The sequence below is a fragment of the Umezawaea tangerina genome (assembly GCF_003002815.1).
Taxonomy (GTDB): domain Bacteria; phylum Actinomycetota; class Actinomycetes; order Mycobacteriales; family Pseudonocardiaceae; genus Umezawaea; species Umezawaea tangerina.
On record NZ_PVTF01000016.1, the window covers coordinates 174,621 to 189,987 of the forward strand.

The 15,367-nt window shown below is 72.8% G+C and carries 11 protein-coding genes; 7 read left to right on the plus strand and 4 right to left on the minus strand.

What is annotated here, in order from left to right; translation table 11 throughout:
- Positions 1-25: 25 nt before the first annotated feature.
- On the minus strand, positions 26-700 hold the full coding sequence (locus CLV43_RS39935) for a hypothetical protein (protein WP_106194749.1): 675 nt from the start codon (positions 698-700) through the stop codon (positions 26-28).
- Positions 701-1,089: 389 nt separating this feature from the next.
- Here CLV43_RS39935 and CLV43_RS39945 point away from each other — a divergent pair, with 389 nt between their 5' ends.
- The 3 genes from CLV43_RS39945 to CLV43_RS39955 are packed head-to-tail and all read left to right on the plus strand — an operon-like array spanning position 1,090 to position 3,766.
- Positions 1,090-2,037, plus strand: coding sequence for an amino acid ABC transporter permease (locus CLV43_RS39945; RefSeq protein WP_106194756.1), 948 nt, complete (start codon positions 1,090-1,092; stop codon positions 2,035-2,037).
- Positions 2,038-2,045: 8 nt separating this feature from the next.
- Positions 2,046-2,798: an amino acid ABC transporter ATP-binding protein gene (locus CLV43_RS39950; protein WP_170156227.1), complete on the plus strand. Its 753-nt coding sequence runs from the start codon at positions 2,046-2,048 to the stop codon at positions 2,796-2,798.
- Positions 2,799-2,812: 14 nt separating this feature from the next.
- Positions 2,813-3,766, plus strand: a complete 954-nt coding sequence (locus CLV43_RS39955) for an ABC transporter substrate-binding protein (RefSeq protein ID WP_245887347.1) — start codon at positions 2,813-2,815, stop codon at positions 3,764-3,766.
- Between the two features lie 232 nt (positions 3,767-3,998).
- Here CLV43_RS39955 and CLV43_RS39960 read toward each other — a convergent pair whose 3' ends face one another.
- Positions 3,999-7,550, minus strand: a complete 3,552-nt coding sequence (locus CLV43_RS39960) for a TM0106 family RecB-like putative nuclease (protein WP_106194765.1) — start codon at positions 7,548-7,550, stop codon at positions 3,999-4,001.
- Positions 7,551-7,630: 80 nt separating this feature from the next.
- Here CLV43_RS39960 and CLV43_RS39965 point away from each other — a divergent pair, with 80 nt between their 5' ends.
- The gene (locus CLV43_RS39965; protein WP_106194768.1) at positions 7,631-8,413 is read left to right on the plus strand and encodes a PIG-L family deacetylase; all 783 of its coding nucleotides are present in this window, start codon (positions 7,631-7,633) and stop codon (positions 8,411-8,413) included.
- Here the strand turns inward: CLV43_RS39965 and CLV43_RS39970 are convergent, their stop codons facing one another.
- Positions 8,414-9,880: an SDR family NAD(P)-dependent oxidoreductase gene (locus CLV43_RS39970; RefSeq protein WP_211304783.1), complete on the minus strand. Its 1,467-nt coding sequence runs from the start codon at positions 9,878-9,880 to the stop codon at positions 8,414-8,416.
- A gap of 135 nt (positions 9,881-10,015) precedes the next feature.
- Here CLV43_RS39970 and CLV43_RS39975 point away from each other — a divergent pair, with 135 nt between their 5' ends.
- The 3 genes from CLV43_RS39975 to CLV43_RS39985 all read left to right on the plus strand — a co-directional run bounded on the left by CLV43_RS39975 (position 10,016) and on the right by CLV43_RS39985 (position 12,686).
- On the plus strand, positions 10,016-11,221 hold the full coding sequence (locus tag CLV43_RS39975) for a hypothetical protein (RefSeq protein WP_106194771.1): 1,206 nt from the start codon (positions 10,016-10,018) through the stop codon (positions 11,219-11,221).
- Positions 11,221-11,955 (plus strand): hypothetical protein, encoded by a 735-nt coding sequence (locus CLV43_RS39980; RefSeq protein WP_106194774.1) that lies wholly within the window; start codon positions 11,221-11,223, stop codon positions 11,953-11,955. Before CLV43_RS39975 ends, CLV43_RS39980 begins: the two co-directional genes overlap by 1 nt.
- Positions 11,956-12,197: 242 nt before the next feature.
- Positions 12,198-12,686, plus strand: coding sequence for a hypothetical protein (locus CLV43_RS39985; protein WP_106194777.1), 489 nt, complete (start codon positions 12,198-12,200; stop codon positions 12,684-12,686).
- Here the strand turns inward: CLV43_RS39985 and CLV43_RS39990 are convergent.
- Entirely contained in the window at positions 12,665-15,262 is a 2,598-nt protein-coding gene (locus CLV43_RS39990; protein ID WP_170156223.1) for an AAA family ATPase, read from the minus strand. The two genes, CLV43_RS39985 and CLV43_RS39990, sit on opposite strands and share 22 nt — an antisense overlap.
- Between the last annotated feature and the right edge of the window lie 105 nt (positions 15,263-15,367).

Genomic DNA, 15,367 nt, shown 5'->3' on the forward strand with positions numbered 1-15,367 from the left:
GAGTGTCCTGACCGATCAAGTGGGTCTAGTCGGTGCGGCGCCTCCGCCTGCCGTTGAAGAGGATCACGACAACCGCGCTGACCAGGCAAAGGCCGAGCAGCAGCGGGATGGCGACCCCCGCACCGGCGCCCGACAGGTCGCTCTTGCTGCCCAGCGGGATGATCCCGGTGTTCGTCGTCGGCGGTGCCGAGACGTCCGACTCGGTGCCAGACGAGACGGCGGAGCTACTCCCAGTGGGCGTGGTGGTCGTCGTGGTGGTCGTGGTGGGGGCCGCCGACGACGTCGTCGTGGCGGGAACGGAGGGCGCTGGGGGTGCCGAGGGCGCCGCGGCGGGTGGTGGCGTGGCGCAGGCGGCCGTCTTGACCTCCCGCACGAACGACAGCCTGGTGTTGTCCGGCGCCCGGAAGGTCACCAGGAACGTGTGCGGCACCTCCGCGGACCGCGGGAACGACCCCAGGTACTCCTGGCTGAACTCGCGGCTCTCCAGGACGATCGTGCCGTCCTGGACCTTCACCGTGTTCTTCACCTTGCCGTAGCCGCGCAGGATGACCGACAGGACCGCGCCGTCCGCCCCGCACGCCGCCGTCACGTCGGCCGTCTCGGCCGACGCGGGCGCGGCCGTCGCCAGGCACGCGACCGCCGCCGTGGTCGTCACCACGGCGAGGCCGAGCGCCGTGCGGGCGAGGCGGACGAGCTCCATGGGTCACTCCAGTGCGGTCGTCGGGGTCCACTAGGCAATACGGACCGCACCGACCTGCTGTTCACCGGCGGTGCTGGGCCATTCGAGTGAGAGAAAACGGTGTCAACCGCCGAGCCGGGCCATTTCACCAGTTGGGCGATCCACGCGGAGTGCCCCTGGAGTCTTGTCCGCGCGATCGCGGCGTGGCTACGGTTCGCTTCGCCACCACCCGAACCAGCGCGAACGGAGAGCCGCCCCATGGCAGTCCTGTGCTCCCGCCGCCACGTGGACCTCGGGCGCGTCAGCAGCGCCATCTGTCCCGGCCGCTGAGCCCCACCTCCCGCCTCCCCTGAACCCGGCCCGCCTCGGCCGCCGGGTCTCTTCGCCGCACCCCGGCACAAGGACTCCCCATGAGCGTTTCCGCGCGGCCGCTGGCGGCCGTCCCCGACACCGAGGCCGACCCAGCCGCGTTGGGGGTCGTGCCGTCCCGCCACCCGTGGCGGTGGGTCGGCGTCGCCGTCGTGCTGGTGCTGCTGGCCCAGTTCGTCCACGGCCTGGTGACCAACACCGGCTGGGACTGGCCGACGTTCCGGCAGTACTTCACCGCCGACTCGATCCTGCGGGCGGTGGGCGTCACCGTCCAGCTCACCGCGTACGGCACCGTCCTCGGCTTCGCGCTCGGCGTGGTGCTGGCCCTGATGCGGCTGTCGAAGAGCCCGTTCCTCCAGGTGGTCAGCTGGACCTACGTGTGGGCGTTCCGCTCGATCCCGCTGATCGTGCAGCTGCTGTTCTGGTTCAACATCGCCTACCTGTACCAGCGCTTCGACTTCGGCGTCCCGTTCGGACCGTCGTTCGTCTCCTTCGACACCAAGGACCTCATCGGCCCGATGAGCGCCGCCGTCCTCGGGTTGGCGCTGCACCAGGCCGCCTACGCCGCCGAGATCGTGCGGTCGGGCGTCATCTCCGTCGACCACGGCCAGCTCGAGGCCGCCGCAGCGCTCGGCATCCCGCGCCTGCGCCAGTTCCGCAGGATCGTGCTGCCGCAGGCGATGCGCTCGATCCTCCCGAACGCCGCCAACGAGGTCATCAGCCTCTTCAAGGGCACGTCCGTCGTGTCCGTCATGGCGATCGGGGAGCTGTTCTACCAGGCGCAGGTCATCTACGGCCGCAACGCGCGGGTCGTGGCCCTGCTCATGGTCGCCACCGTCTGGTACATCGCGATGACCACGCTGCTGTCCGTCGCGCAGTACTACGTCGAACGCCACTACGCCAAGGGAGCGCTGAGGAACCTGCCACCGACACCGCTGCAACGCGTGCGCGCCCAGTACGCGGTCCTGCGCGCCAAGGTCGCCCGGTGAGCGCCGCGATGGTCGACCTGCGCGGCGTCCACAAGCGCTTCGGCACCCTGGAGGTGCTCAAGGGAGTCGACCTGCGCGTCGACACGGGCGAGGTCGTCGTGGTGCTGGGCCCGTCCGGCTCCGGGAAGTCCACGCTGCTGCGCACCATCAACCACCTCGAGAAGGTGGACCAGGGGTACGTCAGCATCGACGGCGACCTGCTCGGCTACCGCCGCGCGGGCAACCGCCTGCACGAGCTGAAGGAACGCGAGATCCTCAAGCAGCGCACCCACATCGGGTTCGTGTTCCAGAACTTCAACCTCTTCCCGCACCTCACCGCGCTGGAGAACGTCGCGGAGGCCCCGCTCTCCGCCCAGCGCAGGACCAAGGCCGAGGTCCGCACCGCCGCCGTCCGCCTGCTCGCCAGGGTCGGCCTGTCGGACAAGGAGGACGCCTACCCCAGGCAGCTCTCCGGCGGCCAGCAGCAACGCGTCGCCATCGCCCGCGCCCTGGCCCTGCACCCCAAGCTCCTGCTCTTCGACGAGCCGACCTCGGCGTTGGACCCGGAGCTCGTCGGCGAGGTCCTCGACGTCATCAAGGACCTCGCCCGCACCGGCACCACCATGATCGTCGTCACCCACGAGATCGGCTTCGCCCGCGAGGTCGCCGACCGCGTCGTCTTCATGGACGGCGGCGTCATCGTCGAACAGGGCCCACCGGGCGACCTGCTCGACCGCCCCACCCACCCGCGCACCCGCGCCTTCCTGTCCAAAGTGCTGTGAAGATGGAGAGTCCCGTGCCCCGAGCCAGAACCGTCCCCGCCGCGGCAGCCCTCCTGCTCCTGCTCTCGGCCTGCGGCGGCACCACCGGCGCCGCGACCGACGACCAGGTCGTGGCGCAGGGCAAGGTCATCAACCTCAGCGCCGACCAGAAGCGCGTCAGCGCCACCAAGGACGACGCCATCGCCGCCGCCGTCCCGGAAGCCGTCCGGGCCACCGGCAGGATCACCATCGGCGGCTCGGCGGGCACCGCACCACCGCTGCGCTTCTACGCCACCGACGACAAGACCCCCATCGGCGTCGAGACCGACATCGCCGTCCTGGTCGCCCAGGTCCTCGGCCTCGAACCCCAGCTCGAGGTCTCCTCCTGGGAGAACCTCTTCGTGGGCCTGGACTCCGGCGCCTACCAGCTGGGCATCTCCAACATCACCGTCACCGAGGCCCGCAAGGAGAAGTACGACTTCGCCACCTACCGCCTGGACACGCTGGCGTTCGAGGCGAAGAAGGGCGCAGGCTGGAAGGTCAACGGCCCCGCCGACGTGGCGGGCAAGGTGATCGCCGTCGGCTCGGGCACCAACCAGGAGAAGATCCTCGTCGACTGGTCCAAGCAGAACGAGGCCAAGGGCCTGAAGCCCACCAACATCAAGTACTACCAGAACTCCTCCGACTACTACCTGGCCCTGGAGTCCGGCCGCATCGAGGCCTACCTGGGCCCGAACCCCACATCGGCCCACCACGTGGCCACGTCGGGCAAGACCGAGGTCATCGGCAGCTTCTCGGGTGGTGGCGAGATCGTCGGCAAGATCGCCGCCACCACGAAGAAGGACAGCGGCCTGGTGAAACCGGTCGCGGACGCGCTCAACCTGCTGATCAAGAACGGCAAGTACGCGGAAGTCCTGGACAGGTGGGGGTTGGCCAGCGAGGCCGTGCCCACGTCGGAGATCAACCCGCCGGGGCTGCCGAAGACCTGACAACAAACCAAACCAACAACCCGCCACAACCTGGTGGGCCACGCACCAGCGAGCCGACCCACGCATTGCGTGGCCGATTTGACTTGGGGTTTTTGGGCTTAAAATTGGTCGGCGGGCAGGCTCTACCACCTGCCCTTTTTCGCCCGACGAAGCCCAAAAAAGGGGCCCCAAGTCAAATCGGCCACACCACCGACAAACCGAGCGAAGGACGGCCGCCCTCAACAAAACCGAGCTAGGGACGGCCGCCCTCAACAAACCGAGCTAGGGACGGCCACTCCCGCGCCCCCTTCATCAACCCGATCATCCCCGACACCAGCCGCATCTGCTCCACCCCGCGGATGTCCGCCTCCACCAACCGCGGCGAGCACACCAGCACCGCGACGGCCTGCGCCCGTGACAGCGCCACGTTCAACCGGTTGCGCGACAACAGGAAGTCCAGCCCCCGCGGCAGGTCCACCGCGGCGGACGACGTCATCGTCGCCACGACGACCGGCGCTTCCTGGCCCTGGAACTTGTCCACGGTCCCGACCCGCACACCGTCGTACCCGGCCTTCTCCAACGCGCGCCGCACCACCCGCACCTGGAGGTTGTACGGCGCGACCACCAGCACGTCCTCCTCGGTCAACGCCCGCGAGGTCCCCTGGTCGGTCCAGGCCCGCCCCATCAGCGACCGCACCACCGACACCACCTCGTCCGCTTCCTCCGGCGAGCTGGTGATGTTGTGCGAGTGGTCGACGAGGTCCAGGTACAGCCCGGAGTCCACGCCCTCGACGGATCGGCCCGCGGCTGTCGGGTGCGCGTGCAGCCGCCCCGCGTAGGAGAGCCGTGACACCGGGTCGCAGACGTTCGGGTGCATCCGGCGCGACTGGTCCATGAAGTAGCCCAGCGAGGGTGGGATCACGTCGGCGTCGCCGAGCAGGTGGCCCAGTGCCGAGGCGTCGGCACCGGCCGGGTGGGTGCCCTGCACGACCTGCGGCAGCTGCTGGGGATCCCCGAGCAGCACCAGGTTCCGGGTGGACGTGGAGACGGCGAGGGCGTCGGCCAGTGCGAACTGGCCGGCCTCGTCGATGATCAGCACGTCGAACGGCTGCTCGCGCACGGCCGCGTTCGAGAACGTCCACGCGGTGCCGCCGACGAGGTGGCCGCCGCCCTGCTCGGCGCGCCAGCGCACCATGGCGGGGTTGTCGCGTGGCTGGTCCCACTCGCAGTCCTTGGCGGGCTTGCCCTTCGCCTTCTTCGCGCAGGGGATCGGCACGCCCAGCTCGCGCCCGGCGGCCTTGGCGGCCGACAGCACGTTCTCCACGGCCTTGTGGCTGGTCGAGGTGACGGCGACGGTCCTGCCGCGCTGGACCAGGTGCGCGATCAGCCGCCCGGCCAGGTACGTCTTGCCCGCGCCGGGCGGTCCCTGGACGGCCAGCGTGGAGCCGTCCAGCAGGTCCACGGCGCGGATCACGGCCGCGACCAGGTCCTCGCCCTGCGGCAGCGCCCCGGACACCAGCCGCGGCGGGATCCGGCGGAGCAGGTCGATGCCCGGATGCGCGGGCAGCACGGGCAGGACGTCCACGACGGACTGCGCCAGCTCGTAGACCGCGTCGTCCTTCGGCGCGGGCTTCACCGGGTCGCCGGGCAGGATCGCGATGGGGCGCAACGAGTCCAGCTCGTCGGGCTTGACGCTCTCCAGCAGCACCACGCCGTTCGCGGACTCCGACACGACCTCGGCCTTGCGGGTCCAGCTGTGCGGGTTGCCGGGGTACAGCAGCCGTACCTGCTCGCCCTGCCCGAAGGGGTGCGGGCGGTCCGGGTCGCACACCGCGTGCACCTCGCGCTTGGCGTTGCGCACGCGGCCGCTGGGCATCACCCAGTCGTCCGTGCGCACCGACACCGGCACCGCGCAGGTGTTGTCCACCTCCAGGTCGGGCAGCGGCGCGCCGACCTGCCGGAAGAAGTCCCACCACGCCGGGTTGGTCTCCCGCCGGTGGTAGCCGACGGCGGCGGCCAGCAACGCGCGCGCCTTCTCGTCCTCGGTCGCGTCGGCGGGGTTGTCCGGCAGCCCCTCCATCAACGGGTCCACGACCGCCGCCAGCTTGGCGGCCCGTTCGGCCCGGCGCTCGGCGGCCAGCTCCTCGGCCGTGTCGTTGACCAGTGTGTCCACAACGGACTCGTCCGGCACGTGCGGCTCGATGCCAGCCTCGGCGCGGACGTCCAGCAGGAACCGGTACAACCGGTGCGTGGACACGCAGTCGTAGGTGTTGTACTCCTCGATGCCCGCGAGCACGACCGCCGCCTGCTCGGTGTCGCCGAGCTCCAGCAGGGTCAGGTACTCCTCGTAGGCCTCGATGCTGGACACCGCGTTCTTCACGTCGCCGGACCGGGCCTCCGGCATGTACAGCGGTTCGAGGTACTTGATGGAGTACGACCGCTGCGAGATCCGCAAAGCCTTGCGCACCACCGCGTACAGGTCGACGAGCGCACTCGTGCGCAGCAGCGTGTCGACCGCCTCCTCGCGCGTCCCGTGCAGCGCCGCCAACCGCTTCAGCGCGCTGACCTCGTAGGGCGCGTAGTGGTACACGTGGCTGCCGGGGTGCGCGAGGATCCGCTCCAGCGCGAAGTCCACGAACCCCTCGAACGCCGCCTTCTCCTGCGCCCTGCTGTGCGCCCAGAAGGGGGTGAAGGACTCCGCGGACCCACCCGCTGCCGTCGGGCCGTCGGTCTCACCGGCTGTTGTCTGATTGTCGGCTCCGCCGATGGTTACCGCCCCGAACAGGTACTCCAAACCCTCACCGGCCAGGGCGAACGGGTCGCCCTCCATGTCGAAGAACACGTCACCGGGGCTGGGGGAGGGCAGGGTGGACAGGACGTCCGGGGACAGCACCTCGTAGGCGACCTTGCCCGTCGGGTCGTCCTCGGTCCGCGAGTTGTCCTGGATGACCTGCAACGCCGCCTGCGACCGTAGCGCGCCGAACGTGCCGGCGGACATGTCGGACGGGCGGTCGGAGGCGGTCGCGTCGGCCAGCGCGTCGATGGTGTCCAGCCCGGCCGCCGCCAGCTTGCGCCGCTGGTCGGTGCGGATCCCCGCCACCAGCGACAGGTCGCGGGCGGCCTCCCGGCCGGTGGCGCAGCTGCGGGCGAACTTGCAGGTCGCGCACGCGGGCCGCTCGTCGGCCCACAGCCGCGCGGGCAGCGCGGCGGGCACCGCGAGCCGGGTGCGCAGCCGGGTGCGCAGGTGGTCGACCAGCGGCAGGAAGTCGGCCACGGCGAACGTGTGCGTGTTGTCGTCGCCCAGCAGCAGGTGCATCGACGGGCCGGTCGGGTGGCCCGCCCGGCGCAGCGCGTCGGCGTACGCGGTCAGCTGCAGCACCGCCGCGGGGGTCGCGTGCCGGGCCAGCTTGGTGTCGTGCGGCTCGTAGCCCTCCGGGGAGGTGATCACGAAGTCCGCGCGGCCGTAGAACCCGTCGTCGTAGAACACGGCCTGGTAGACCGCGGGGGCGCCGGACTCCAGCGCCGCGCGGGTCTGCTCGGCCGCGGCGGCCAGCGCCTCGTGCTGCGGCGCGGGGAGTCCGATCTCGACCAGACCGTCGCCGAAGCGCTCCTTCAGGCGCGCCAACGCCGCCTGCTCGTGGGCGACGCCGTGCTTGCCGACCAGCGCCGCGCCCGTGGTGTCCGCTGTGGGCACACCGGCGACCCTGGCGGCCGCCGCGTGGTTCAGGGTGCTGCGGTGCTCGCATTCCAGCAGGTCGACCAGGTCCGTCGGCGAGATGACCAGACCGGCCTCCGTGGTGAGCATGCCCGGCAGTATCGCGGTACGGCGCGCCGCCCTCGTGGACGCCCTGCCCCGCGTGTCGGCTTCCCGTAACGTCCGGGGGCATGGCGACCCTGGTGTCCTTCCACGCCCATCCCGACGACGAGTGCATCCTGTGCGGCGGTGTCATGCGCAAAGCCGCCGACGAGGGGCACCGGGTGGTCTTGGTCGTCGCGACCCGCGGCGAGGTGGGCGAGGTCGCCGAGGGGTTCCTGGACGAGGGGGAGCTGCTGCGCGACCGCCGGGTCCGCGAGACCCACGCGTCCGCGGAGATCCTGGGGGCGAAGCGCGTCGAGTTCCTCGGCTACGTGGACTCCGGGATGATGGGCGAGCCCACCAACGACGCCCCGGACACGTTCTGGACCGCGTCCGTCGAGGAGGCCGCGGGCAGGCTCGCGGCGATCCTGGTGGAGGAGGCCGCCGACGTCCTGACCGTGTACGACGACCACGGCGGCTACGGGCACCCCGACCACATCCAGGTGCACCGGGTCGGGATGCGCGCCGCCGAGCTGGCCGGGACCCCGCGGGTCTACCAGGCCACGATGAACCGCGACCACGCCCGCCGCGGCTGGGAGGCCGCCCGCGCCGCGGGCATCGAGGTGCCCGACCTGACCGGTGACAACAGGTTCGGCACCCCGGAGACCGAGCTGACGACGGCCGTCGACGTCACCGGGTACGCCGACGTCAAGCGCGCGGCGATGCGGGCCCACGCCAGCCAGATCAGCGAGCAGTCCTTCTTCCTCGGCCAGTCCGAGGAGGCGTTCGCCCACTCGTTCGGCACCGAGTGGTTCATCCGGGTCGGTGCCGAGCCGGGGATCGTCGAGGACGACCTGCTGACCGGGCTGTAGTCACCAGGCCGACGGCTCGAAGTCCTTCAGGAAGCAGCCGTAGAGGTCCACGCCCTGCTCGCCCTGGACGATCGGGTCGTACACCCGCGCGGCCCCGTCCACCAGGTCCAGCGGGGCGTGGAAGCCCTCGTCGGCGAGGCGCATCTTGGTGGGGTGGGGGCGTTCGTCGGTGATCCAGCCGGTGTCCACGGCGGTCATCAGGATGCCGTCGGTGAGCATCTCCTCCGCGCTGGTGCGGGTCAGCATGTTCAGCGCGGCCTTCGCCATGTTGGTGTGCGGGTGGCCGGGCCCCTTGTAGGCGCGGCTGAACTGGCCCTCCATGGCGGAGACGTTGACCACGTACTTGCGCCGCGCGGGCGAGGCGGCCATCGCGGCGCGCAGCTTCGACACCAGGATGAACGGCGCGGTCATGTTGCAGAGCTGCACCTCCAGCAGTTCGAGGGCGTCCACCTCGTTCACGCGCTGGGTCCAGCTGTTCTCGTCGTGCAGGTCCGGCAGCAGGCCGCCCGCGTCGATGGCGGTGCCGGTGGCGATCCGCGCCGGGGACGCCGAGCCCGCGGTGAGCGCCAGCGCGGTCAGCGCGTGCGGGGTCGGGACGGTGGGCATGGTGCCCTCCAGCGCCGCCGGGTGGGCGTCGTTGGTGTGGCCGAACGTGATCAGCTCCGGCAGCGGGCCGTCGGGCAGCGGCGAGGACTCCAGGGCCGCCAGCGGGGCGTAGGACTGCGGGGACCGGCGGACGGTCTGCGCGGCGTTGTTGATGAGCACGTCCAGCGGGCCCGCCGCCGCGACCGAGTCGGCCAGGGCGATGACCTGCGACGGGTCGCGCAGGTCGATGCCGACGACGCGCAGCCGGTGCAGCCAGTCCGCGCTGTCGGGCATGGCCTTGAACCGGCGGATCGCGTCGTTCGGGAAGCGGGTGGTGATCGTGGTGTGCGCGCCGTCGCGGAGCAGCCGCAGCGCGATGTACATGCCGATCTTCGCGCGGCCGCCGGTGAGCAGCGCGCGGCGACCGGAGAGGTCGACCGACGCGTCGCGGCGCGAGCGGTTGCGGGCGGCGCACGGCGGGCAGAGCTGGTGGTAGAAGGCGTCGACCTCGGTGTACCTGTTCTTGCAGGTGTAGCAGGCCTTCGCCTTGATCAGCGTGCCCGCCTTCGCGCCCGGCGTGCTGTCGACCAGCAGGATGCCCTGGGTCTCGTCGTCGATGCGGTTGGGCGACCCGGTGGCGGTCGACTCGATCACCGCGCGGTCCGCCGCCGACTCCGCCTCGCGGCGGGCGGTGCGGCGCATCTTGCGGACGGTCTTGAAGATCCCCGCGGTGGCCCGGCGGATCGCGACGGCGTCCGGGTGCTCGGTCGGCAGCTGCTCGACCTGCGCCAACACCCGCAGGCAGATCTCCAGCTGCGCCGGATCGACCCCCGCCACGCCCCGGCTCGGGTCGATCTCCACGTCGTGCTCGGTCACCGTCATGCCCTACTACCGTCCGTATGTCGCCTGCTCAGGGTTCCGTGAGCACTGTACCGGCGTTCGGGCAACGCCCATTCCAGTGAGAATTCCGTCGCCGGAAGGGTGAAATACGCGTGAGGCCGGGCTAGGGTGCCCGGCATGCCAACAGCGGATGGTCCGCGCGTCAAGCGACTGGCGCACCCCGACGCGAACATCAAGGCGCGCTCACTGGGCGTGTCCAGAGGTCGCCCCGTGATCGCGCTCTTCTCCTCCGGCGACTCCCTGAGCACCGAACTGGGCTCGCAGGTGCTCCCGTTGCTGCGCCGGGTGGTCACCGGGCGGGACGCGGTGTTCGTCACGGCGGGCGCCGACGTCGGGGTCGTGCACCTGCTCGGGGTCGCGCTCGAAGCGGTCGAGGGGAAGCTGCCGCCGTTCGTGGCCGTCGCCCCCAGCGGCAAGGTCGTCGCGGGGGAGGACAAGCCGTCGGAGGGTGAGCTGTCCCTCAACCCCAACCACGACGTGGCCGTGCTCGTGCCCGGCAAGAACTGGGGCGAGGAGACGCCCGCCCTGTTCCGCACGATCGACGCCATCACCGGCAAGCGCGGCAAGGCGATCGCGCTGCTGATCGGCGGCGCCGAGCTGGCCCGCGACCAGCTCACCGCGCACCTGGGCGGCGACCGCCCGCTGGTGGTCGTCGCGGGCACCGGCGGCCTGGCCGACGAGATCTCCAGCGGCACCCTGTCCGAGGACGACGACCTCGCCGTCCTGATCCGCAGCGGCAGCGTCGCGGTCGTCCACGTCGACGAGGGCCCCGAACGGGTCGTGGCGGCGCTGGACAGCTTCATCGGCGGTCCGCCCGCCGCCCCGCTGACGATCTTCCCGAAGCTGCGCTACCGCGCCCCCGAGCCGGTCCCGATCATCGACCCCGGCTTCGTCGTCGAGTACCCCCTGCTGGCCGACTCGATCCACGAGGCCAACCGGGTGATCGCGCCCGCGTTCCACGAGTGCGAGGCGGCCGCGGGCCGCGAGCGCAACCACGCCCGCCTGCTGATCGTGCTGGCCATCGCCGCGGGCTTCACCACCGTCTCCTTCGGCGCCCTCCAGGCCTGGCTGGGCACCGAACCCTGGCCCGGTGTCCTGGTCGCCGTGGCCGGTGCCCTCGCGGCCGCGCTCGTCGCCATCTCCCGCCGGTACGAGGCGTCGCAGGACGACCTGTCCGCCGCGGGCCGCGCCGAGTCGTTGCGCGCCCTGTACTTCGACCACCTGGCCGCCCCACTGCCCACGTCCGACGCCGACCGCGAGGAGCGCCTGCGCGAGCTCGCGAACGCGGTGGCGCGGTACCGCCATGAACCGGTGACACCCTGATGAGCGACACGACGTCCGACACCGACACCTCCACGCCGACACCGGCCAAGCCCGCCCCCAAGGCGCGGGCCAAGCCCCCGGCCAAGTCCATCTCCGACGCGCTCGCGCCCGCACCGGCGCAGGAGCAGGCGGCCAAGCCCGCCACCGGACCGGCGCAGCCCGCCAAGGCGGCCACCGGGCAGGCGCAGGCGCCCAAGCCCCCGGCACCGGCGGCGAAGCCCGCGACCGCGCAGGCGGCCACGCCCAAGCCGGTCACGGCACCGGCCGCCAAGCCGAGCCCGACGCCCAGGCCCGTCGTCAAGGCGCCCGCCCGGCCCAGGCCCCCGGTCTCCGAGGCGGAGCGGCGCATCCAGTTCCTCCGCGTCTACCTCAAGCACCGCGTCGGCGAACGCCTGGACGGCTTCGAACGGGGCCGCGCCAAGTACGCCAAGGCCCGCCGCTGGACCGGGGCGTTCTCGGTGCTCCTGCTGGCCGCGGCCGCCGCGCTCGGCGCCGCCGCGGCGGCGGACGCGAGCAGGCGGCCCATGTGGGGCTTCCTCGCGGCGGTCGTGGCCGCGGCCGCGATGGCCGTCGTCTGGTACGAGTCCGCGTTCGGCCTGCGCAGGCTGGCCCGCCGCTCGGCCAGCGGCGTGGCGCTGCTGGAGCTGCTCCAGGCCCACGGCGCGGCCACCGACGAGGACGGCGTCGCCGCGTTCGTCACCGAGGTCGAGAGCGTGCTGCGCCACTCCGACTGACCGCACCACCTCGTCGACCCGCCCTCCGCGCAGTACCCGCGCGGAGGGCGGGTCGACGTGCAAGGTGCGCGGTGGGCAAGTAGGGGATTGACACTTCTCCGCGATGGCAACAAAGCGGACAAGTGGGTTCGTGAACCCGTATGCGCGGACGACCCGGCACTGTCGCCGTGCGACACGGCCCCGCCAGAATCCCTCGGAGCCCGGCCGCAGCCGGGGAATAACCAACTTCTGGGGAGAAGTCCATGCGCCTTGCCCGCACGCTCTCCGTCCTGGCGTTCGCCCTGTTCGCCGTTCTCGCAGGCACTTCCGTCGCGAGTGCCGACGTCTCCGCCCAGGTGACCAAGCTGACCCACAGCGACGCCGCGAGCCGCCTCACGGCCGCGGGGATCACCTGGTCGTCCAGCGGCGGTTGCAGCAACCGCAACAACTCCACGTGCACCTCGTTCGACCAGGTCAACCTCGCCAGCATCCAGGGCGCGGGAGTCCTCAAGCGCGCCAGCGGCTGCGCGCTGGTCATCACCGGCGGCACCGAGACCGGCCACGCCAGCGGCACCTACAGCCACTGGAACGGCTACAAGCTCGACTTCCGGATGTCCACCTGCCTGACCAACTACATCACCGGCCACTTCACCTCCATCGGCGGCGGCAAGTGGGAGGCCAACTCCGGCAACGTCTACTACAACGAGTCGAACCACTGGGACGTCACGTTCTACAACTGCGGCGGCTGCTGACCTCGGTTCGCGGCGAGCTGCGAACGGGACCGCACACCCGCCTTGCGGTAGACGCGGGTGAGCGTCGCCTCGACGGTCTTCACGCTGACCGCCAACGCCGACGCGACCTGCTGGTTGCTCGCCCCCCGCCCCACCAGTTCCGCCACTCGCGCCTCGGCCTCGGTGAGCCCCGCACCGGGCCGGGGCGCGAGCCGGTCCGCGGCGTCCTGCGCGAGGGCCGTCCACGGATGCGCCTCCAGACCCGCGAACAGCTCCACCGCCTCCCGCAGCACGGCCCTGGCCGCACCGCGTCGCCGCCCGCGCCGGTGCACGCCGGCCAGTGAGAGCAGCGTCCGCCCGCGTTCCAGCGGCAGCACCGCCCGCGCGGCCGCCGCGGCCAGCAGGTCGACGTCCGAGGTGAGCACGCCCTCGGCCCGGTCCAGCCCCACCAGCACCCCGGCGTGGTCGGTCGCCGCGCGGGTGCGCGCCACCAGCTCGCGTGCCGCCTCCTCCTCGCCGACCGCGGTCAGAGCCTCGGCCAGGTCGCCGTGCCAGCGCAGGATCGACGGGTCGCCCACCACCTGCTCGTCCTCCAGCACCCGCACCCGCGTCAGCACCCCGACGGCCTCGGCGGCCCGGTCGGTGGCCAGCAGCACGGCCCCGGCGGCGTGCAGCGTCCGGGACAGGAACACCCGGTCGTGCTCCTCCTCGGAGGCCCGCGCCCCGCGCCGCGCGTAGTCCAGCGCCCGCTCGAACGTCCCTCCCGCGGCCTCGGCCAGCGCGGCCGTGCACCAGGCGGGGCCGGGGGACAGGCCGGCCTCGGCGGTGGTCCGCACGGCCCGGCGGGCGTGGTGCAGCGCCACCCCGCACTGCCCGGCCCGCGCCTCCACCTCGGCCAGGCTGCGCAGCACGTCGGTGACGTCCTCGGCGGACCCCGACCGCTCGGCCGCCGGCAGCAGCGCCAGCAGCTGCGCCCGCGCGTCCACCAGCCGGTGGTCGAACAGCGCGTGCCGGACGGCCAGGTAGGCGGGGGAGTTGTGCACCCCCAGCGCGCTCCCGTCCACCGGCAGCGCCAACGCCCGCGCCAGCACCGCGTCCGCGCTCGGCATCCCGAGCACCCGTTCCATCCGCGCCTGCATGGTCAACGCCATCGCCCGCACGGCCAGGTCACCGCCGCGCGCGGCCAGCTCGGCGGAGTCCGCCGCCACGGCCCGCGCGGCGACCGGGTCGCCGTCGCACAGGTTGGCCTTCCAGGACTCCCGCAGCCGCACCGCCGCGACCAGTGCCGGATTCCCCTCCGCCTCGGCGTAGGCGTGCGCGAACTCCTCGTCGGCCGCGGCGAGCGACTGCCCGGAGACGTCCACAAGGGACAGTCGCGCGTGGACCCGGTCGGCCGCGTCGGTGCTGCGCGCCAGCACCAGGTTCGCCGCCTCCCGCGCCCGCTCCACGTGCCCGGCGAACCCGGCGTCGACCGCGGCCCGCACCGACCTCGCCACCAGCTCCGCCTCGTCGGCGGCCGGGGTCCGCCGGGCCGCGAGCAGGCCCAGCTCCGCCGCCAGCGCCCGGTTCCCGTGCGCCCGCGCCACCGCGGCGGCCTCCTGCGTGCGCCGGGCGACGCCGGCGTCCGGCTCGTCCGCGGCGAGCGCGGCGTGCCGGGCGCGTTCCACCGGGTCGTCGGCCACCTCGGCCAGGATCCCGTGCAGCGCCAGCAGTTCGGCGTGCGGCACGCCCGCGGTGGAGGCCAGCACCCCGGCGGTGAACCGCACGTGGTCGGTGTCGTCGACCGAGACCAGGTCGGCCGCCACCGCCTCCGCCAGGTGCCCGTCGGCCTCGGCCCCGCACGCCCGGTGCAGCACGGCGACGGTCGGGCGGTCCGCGAGCGCCGCGACCCGCAGCGTCCGCACCGCCTCCGGCCCCACCTCGGCCCACCGCTCCCGCACCACCGCCCGCACCCGTTCGGGCACCGGGACCGCCTCGAACGGCCGGAGGTCGTGGTCCAGCGCGGCGATCGCGGCACCCAGTTCCAGCGCCAGCGCGGGGTTCCCGCCGCTGAGCGCGTGCACCCGCCCGGCCCACCGGTACCGCAAACCCCTCTGCGCCAACAGCTCCGCGATCCCGTCCGCCGCCAACGGCGGCAGCCCCCACCGGGCCGCGCCCTCACCGCACACCGCGGCGGCGCGCACCGGCACCCGGTGCGTCCGCTCGACCGCGACCACCCGCAACCCCGCGGGCGCCTGCCGCAACGCGAACGCCAGCAGCTCCGCGCTCTGCACGTCGAGCCACTGCGCGTTGTCCAGCACCAGCAGCGTCCGCGGCCCCAGCGCCCGGACGACCTCCGCGGCCCGGCCCCGCGCGACCAGCCGGTCGACGGCCGCGGTGACCGGCCCGACCTCGCGCGGCACCATCCCGCGCAGCTCCGCCAGCCCGGCGAACGGCAGGTCGGCGTCGGCCGCGTCCGGGGCCAGCCACACCGCCCGCGGGGCCCGTTCGGCCAGCGCGCGGGCCACGGTCGACTTGCCGATCCCGGCGGGGCCGTGCAGCACGAGCCTGCGCACCCCGTCGAACCCGTCCACCGCCACACCCCGGCTGATCAGCACCTCCACATCCTGGGGGTGGGTGCGAGCCGGGGCGAGCCCGACAAGGGGTTTCCCCGATTTCGCCCCCTCGGCGGCCGACCTAGCGTCGAGCCACCCTGCACGAAC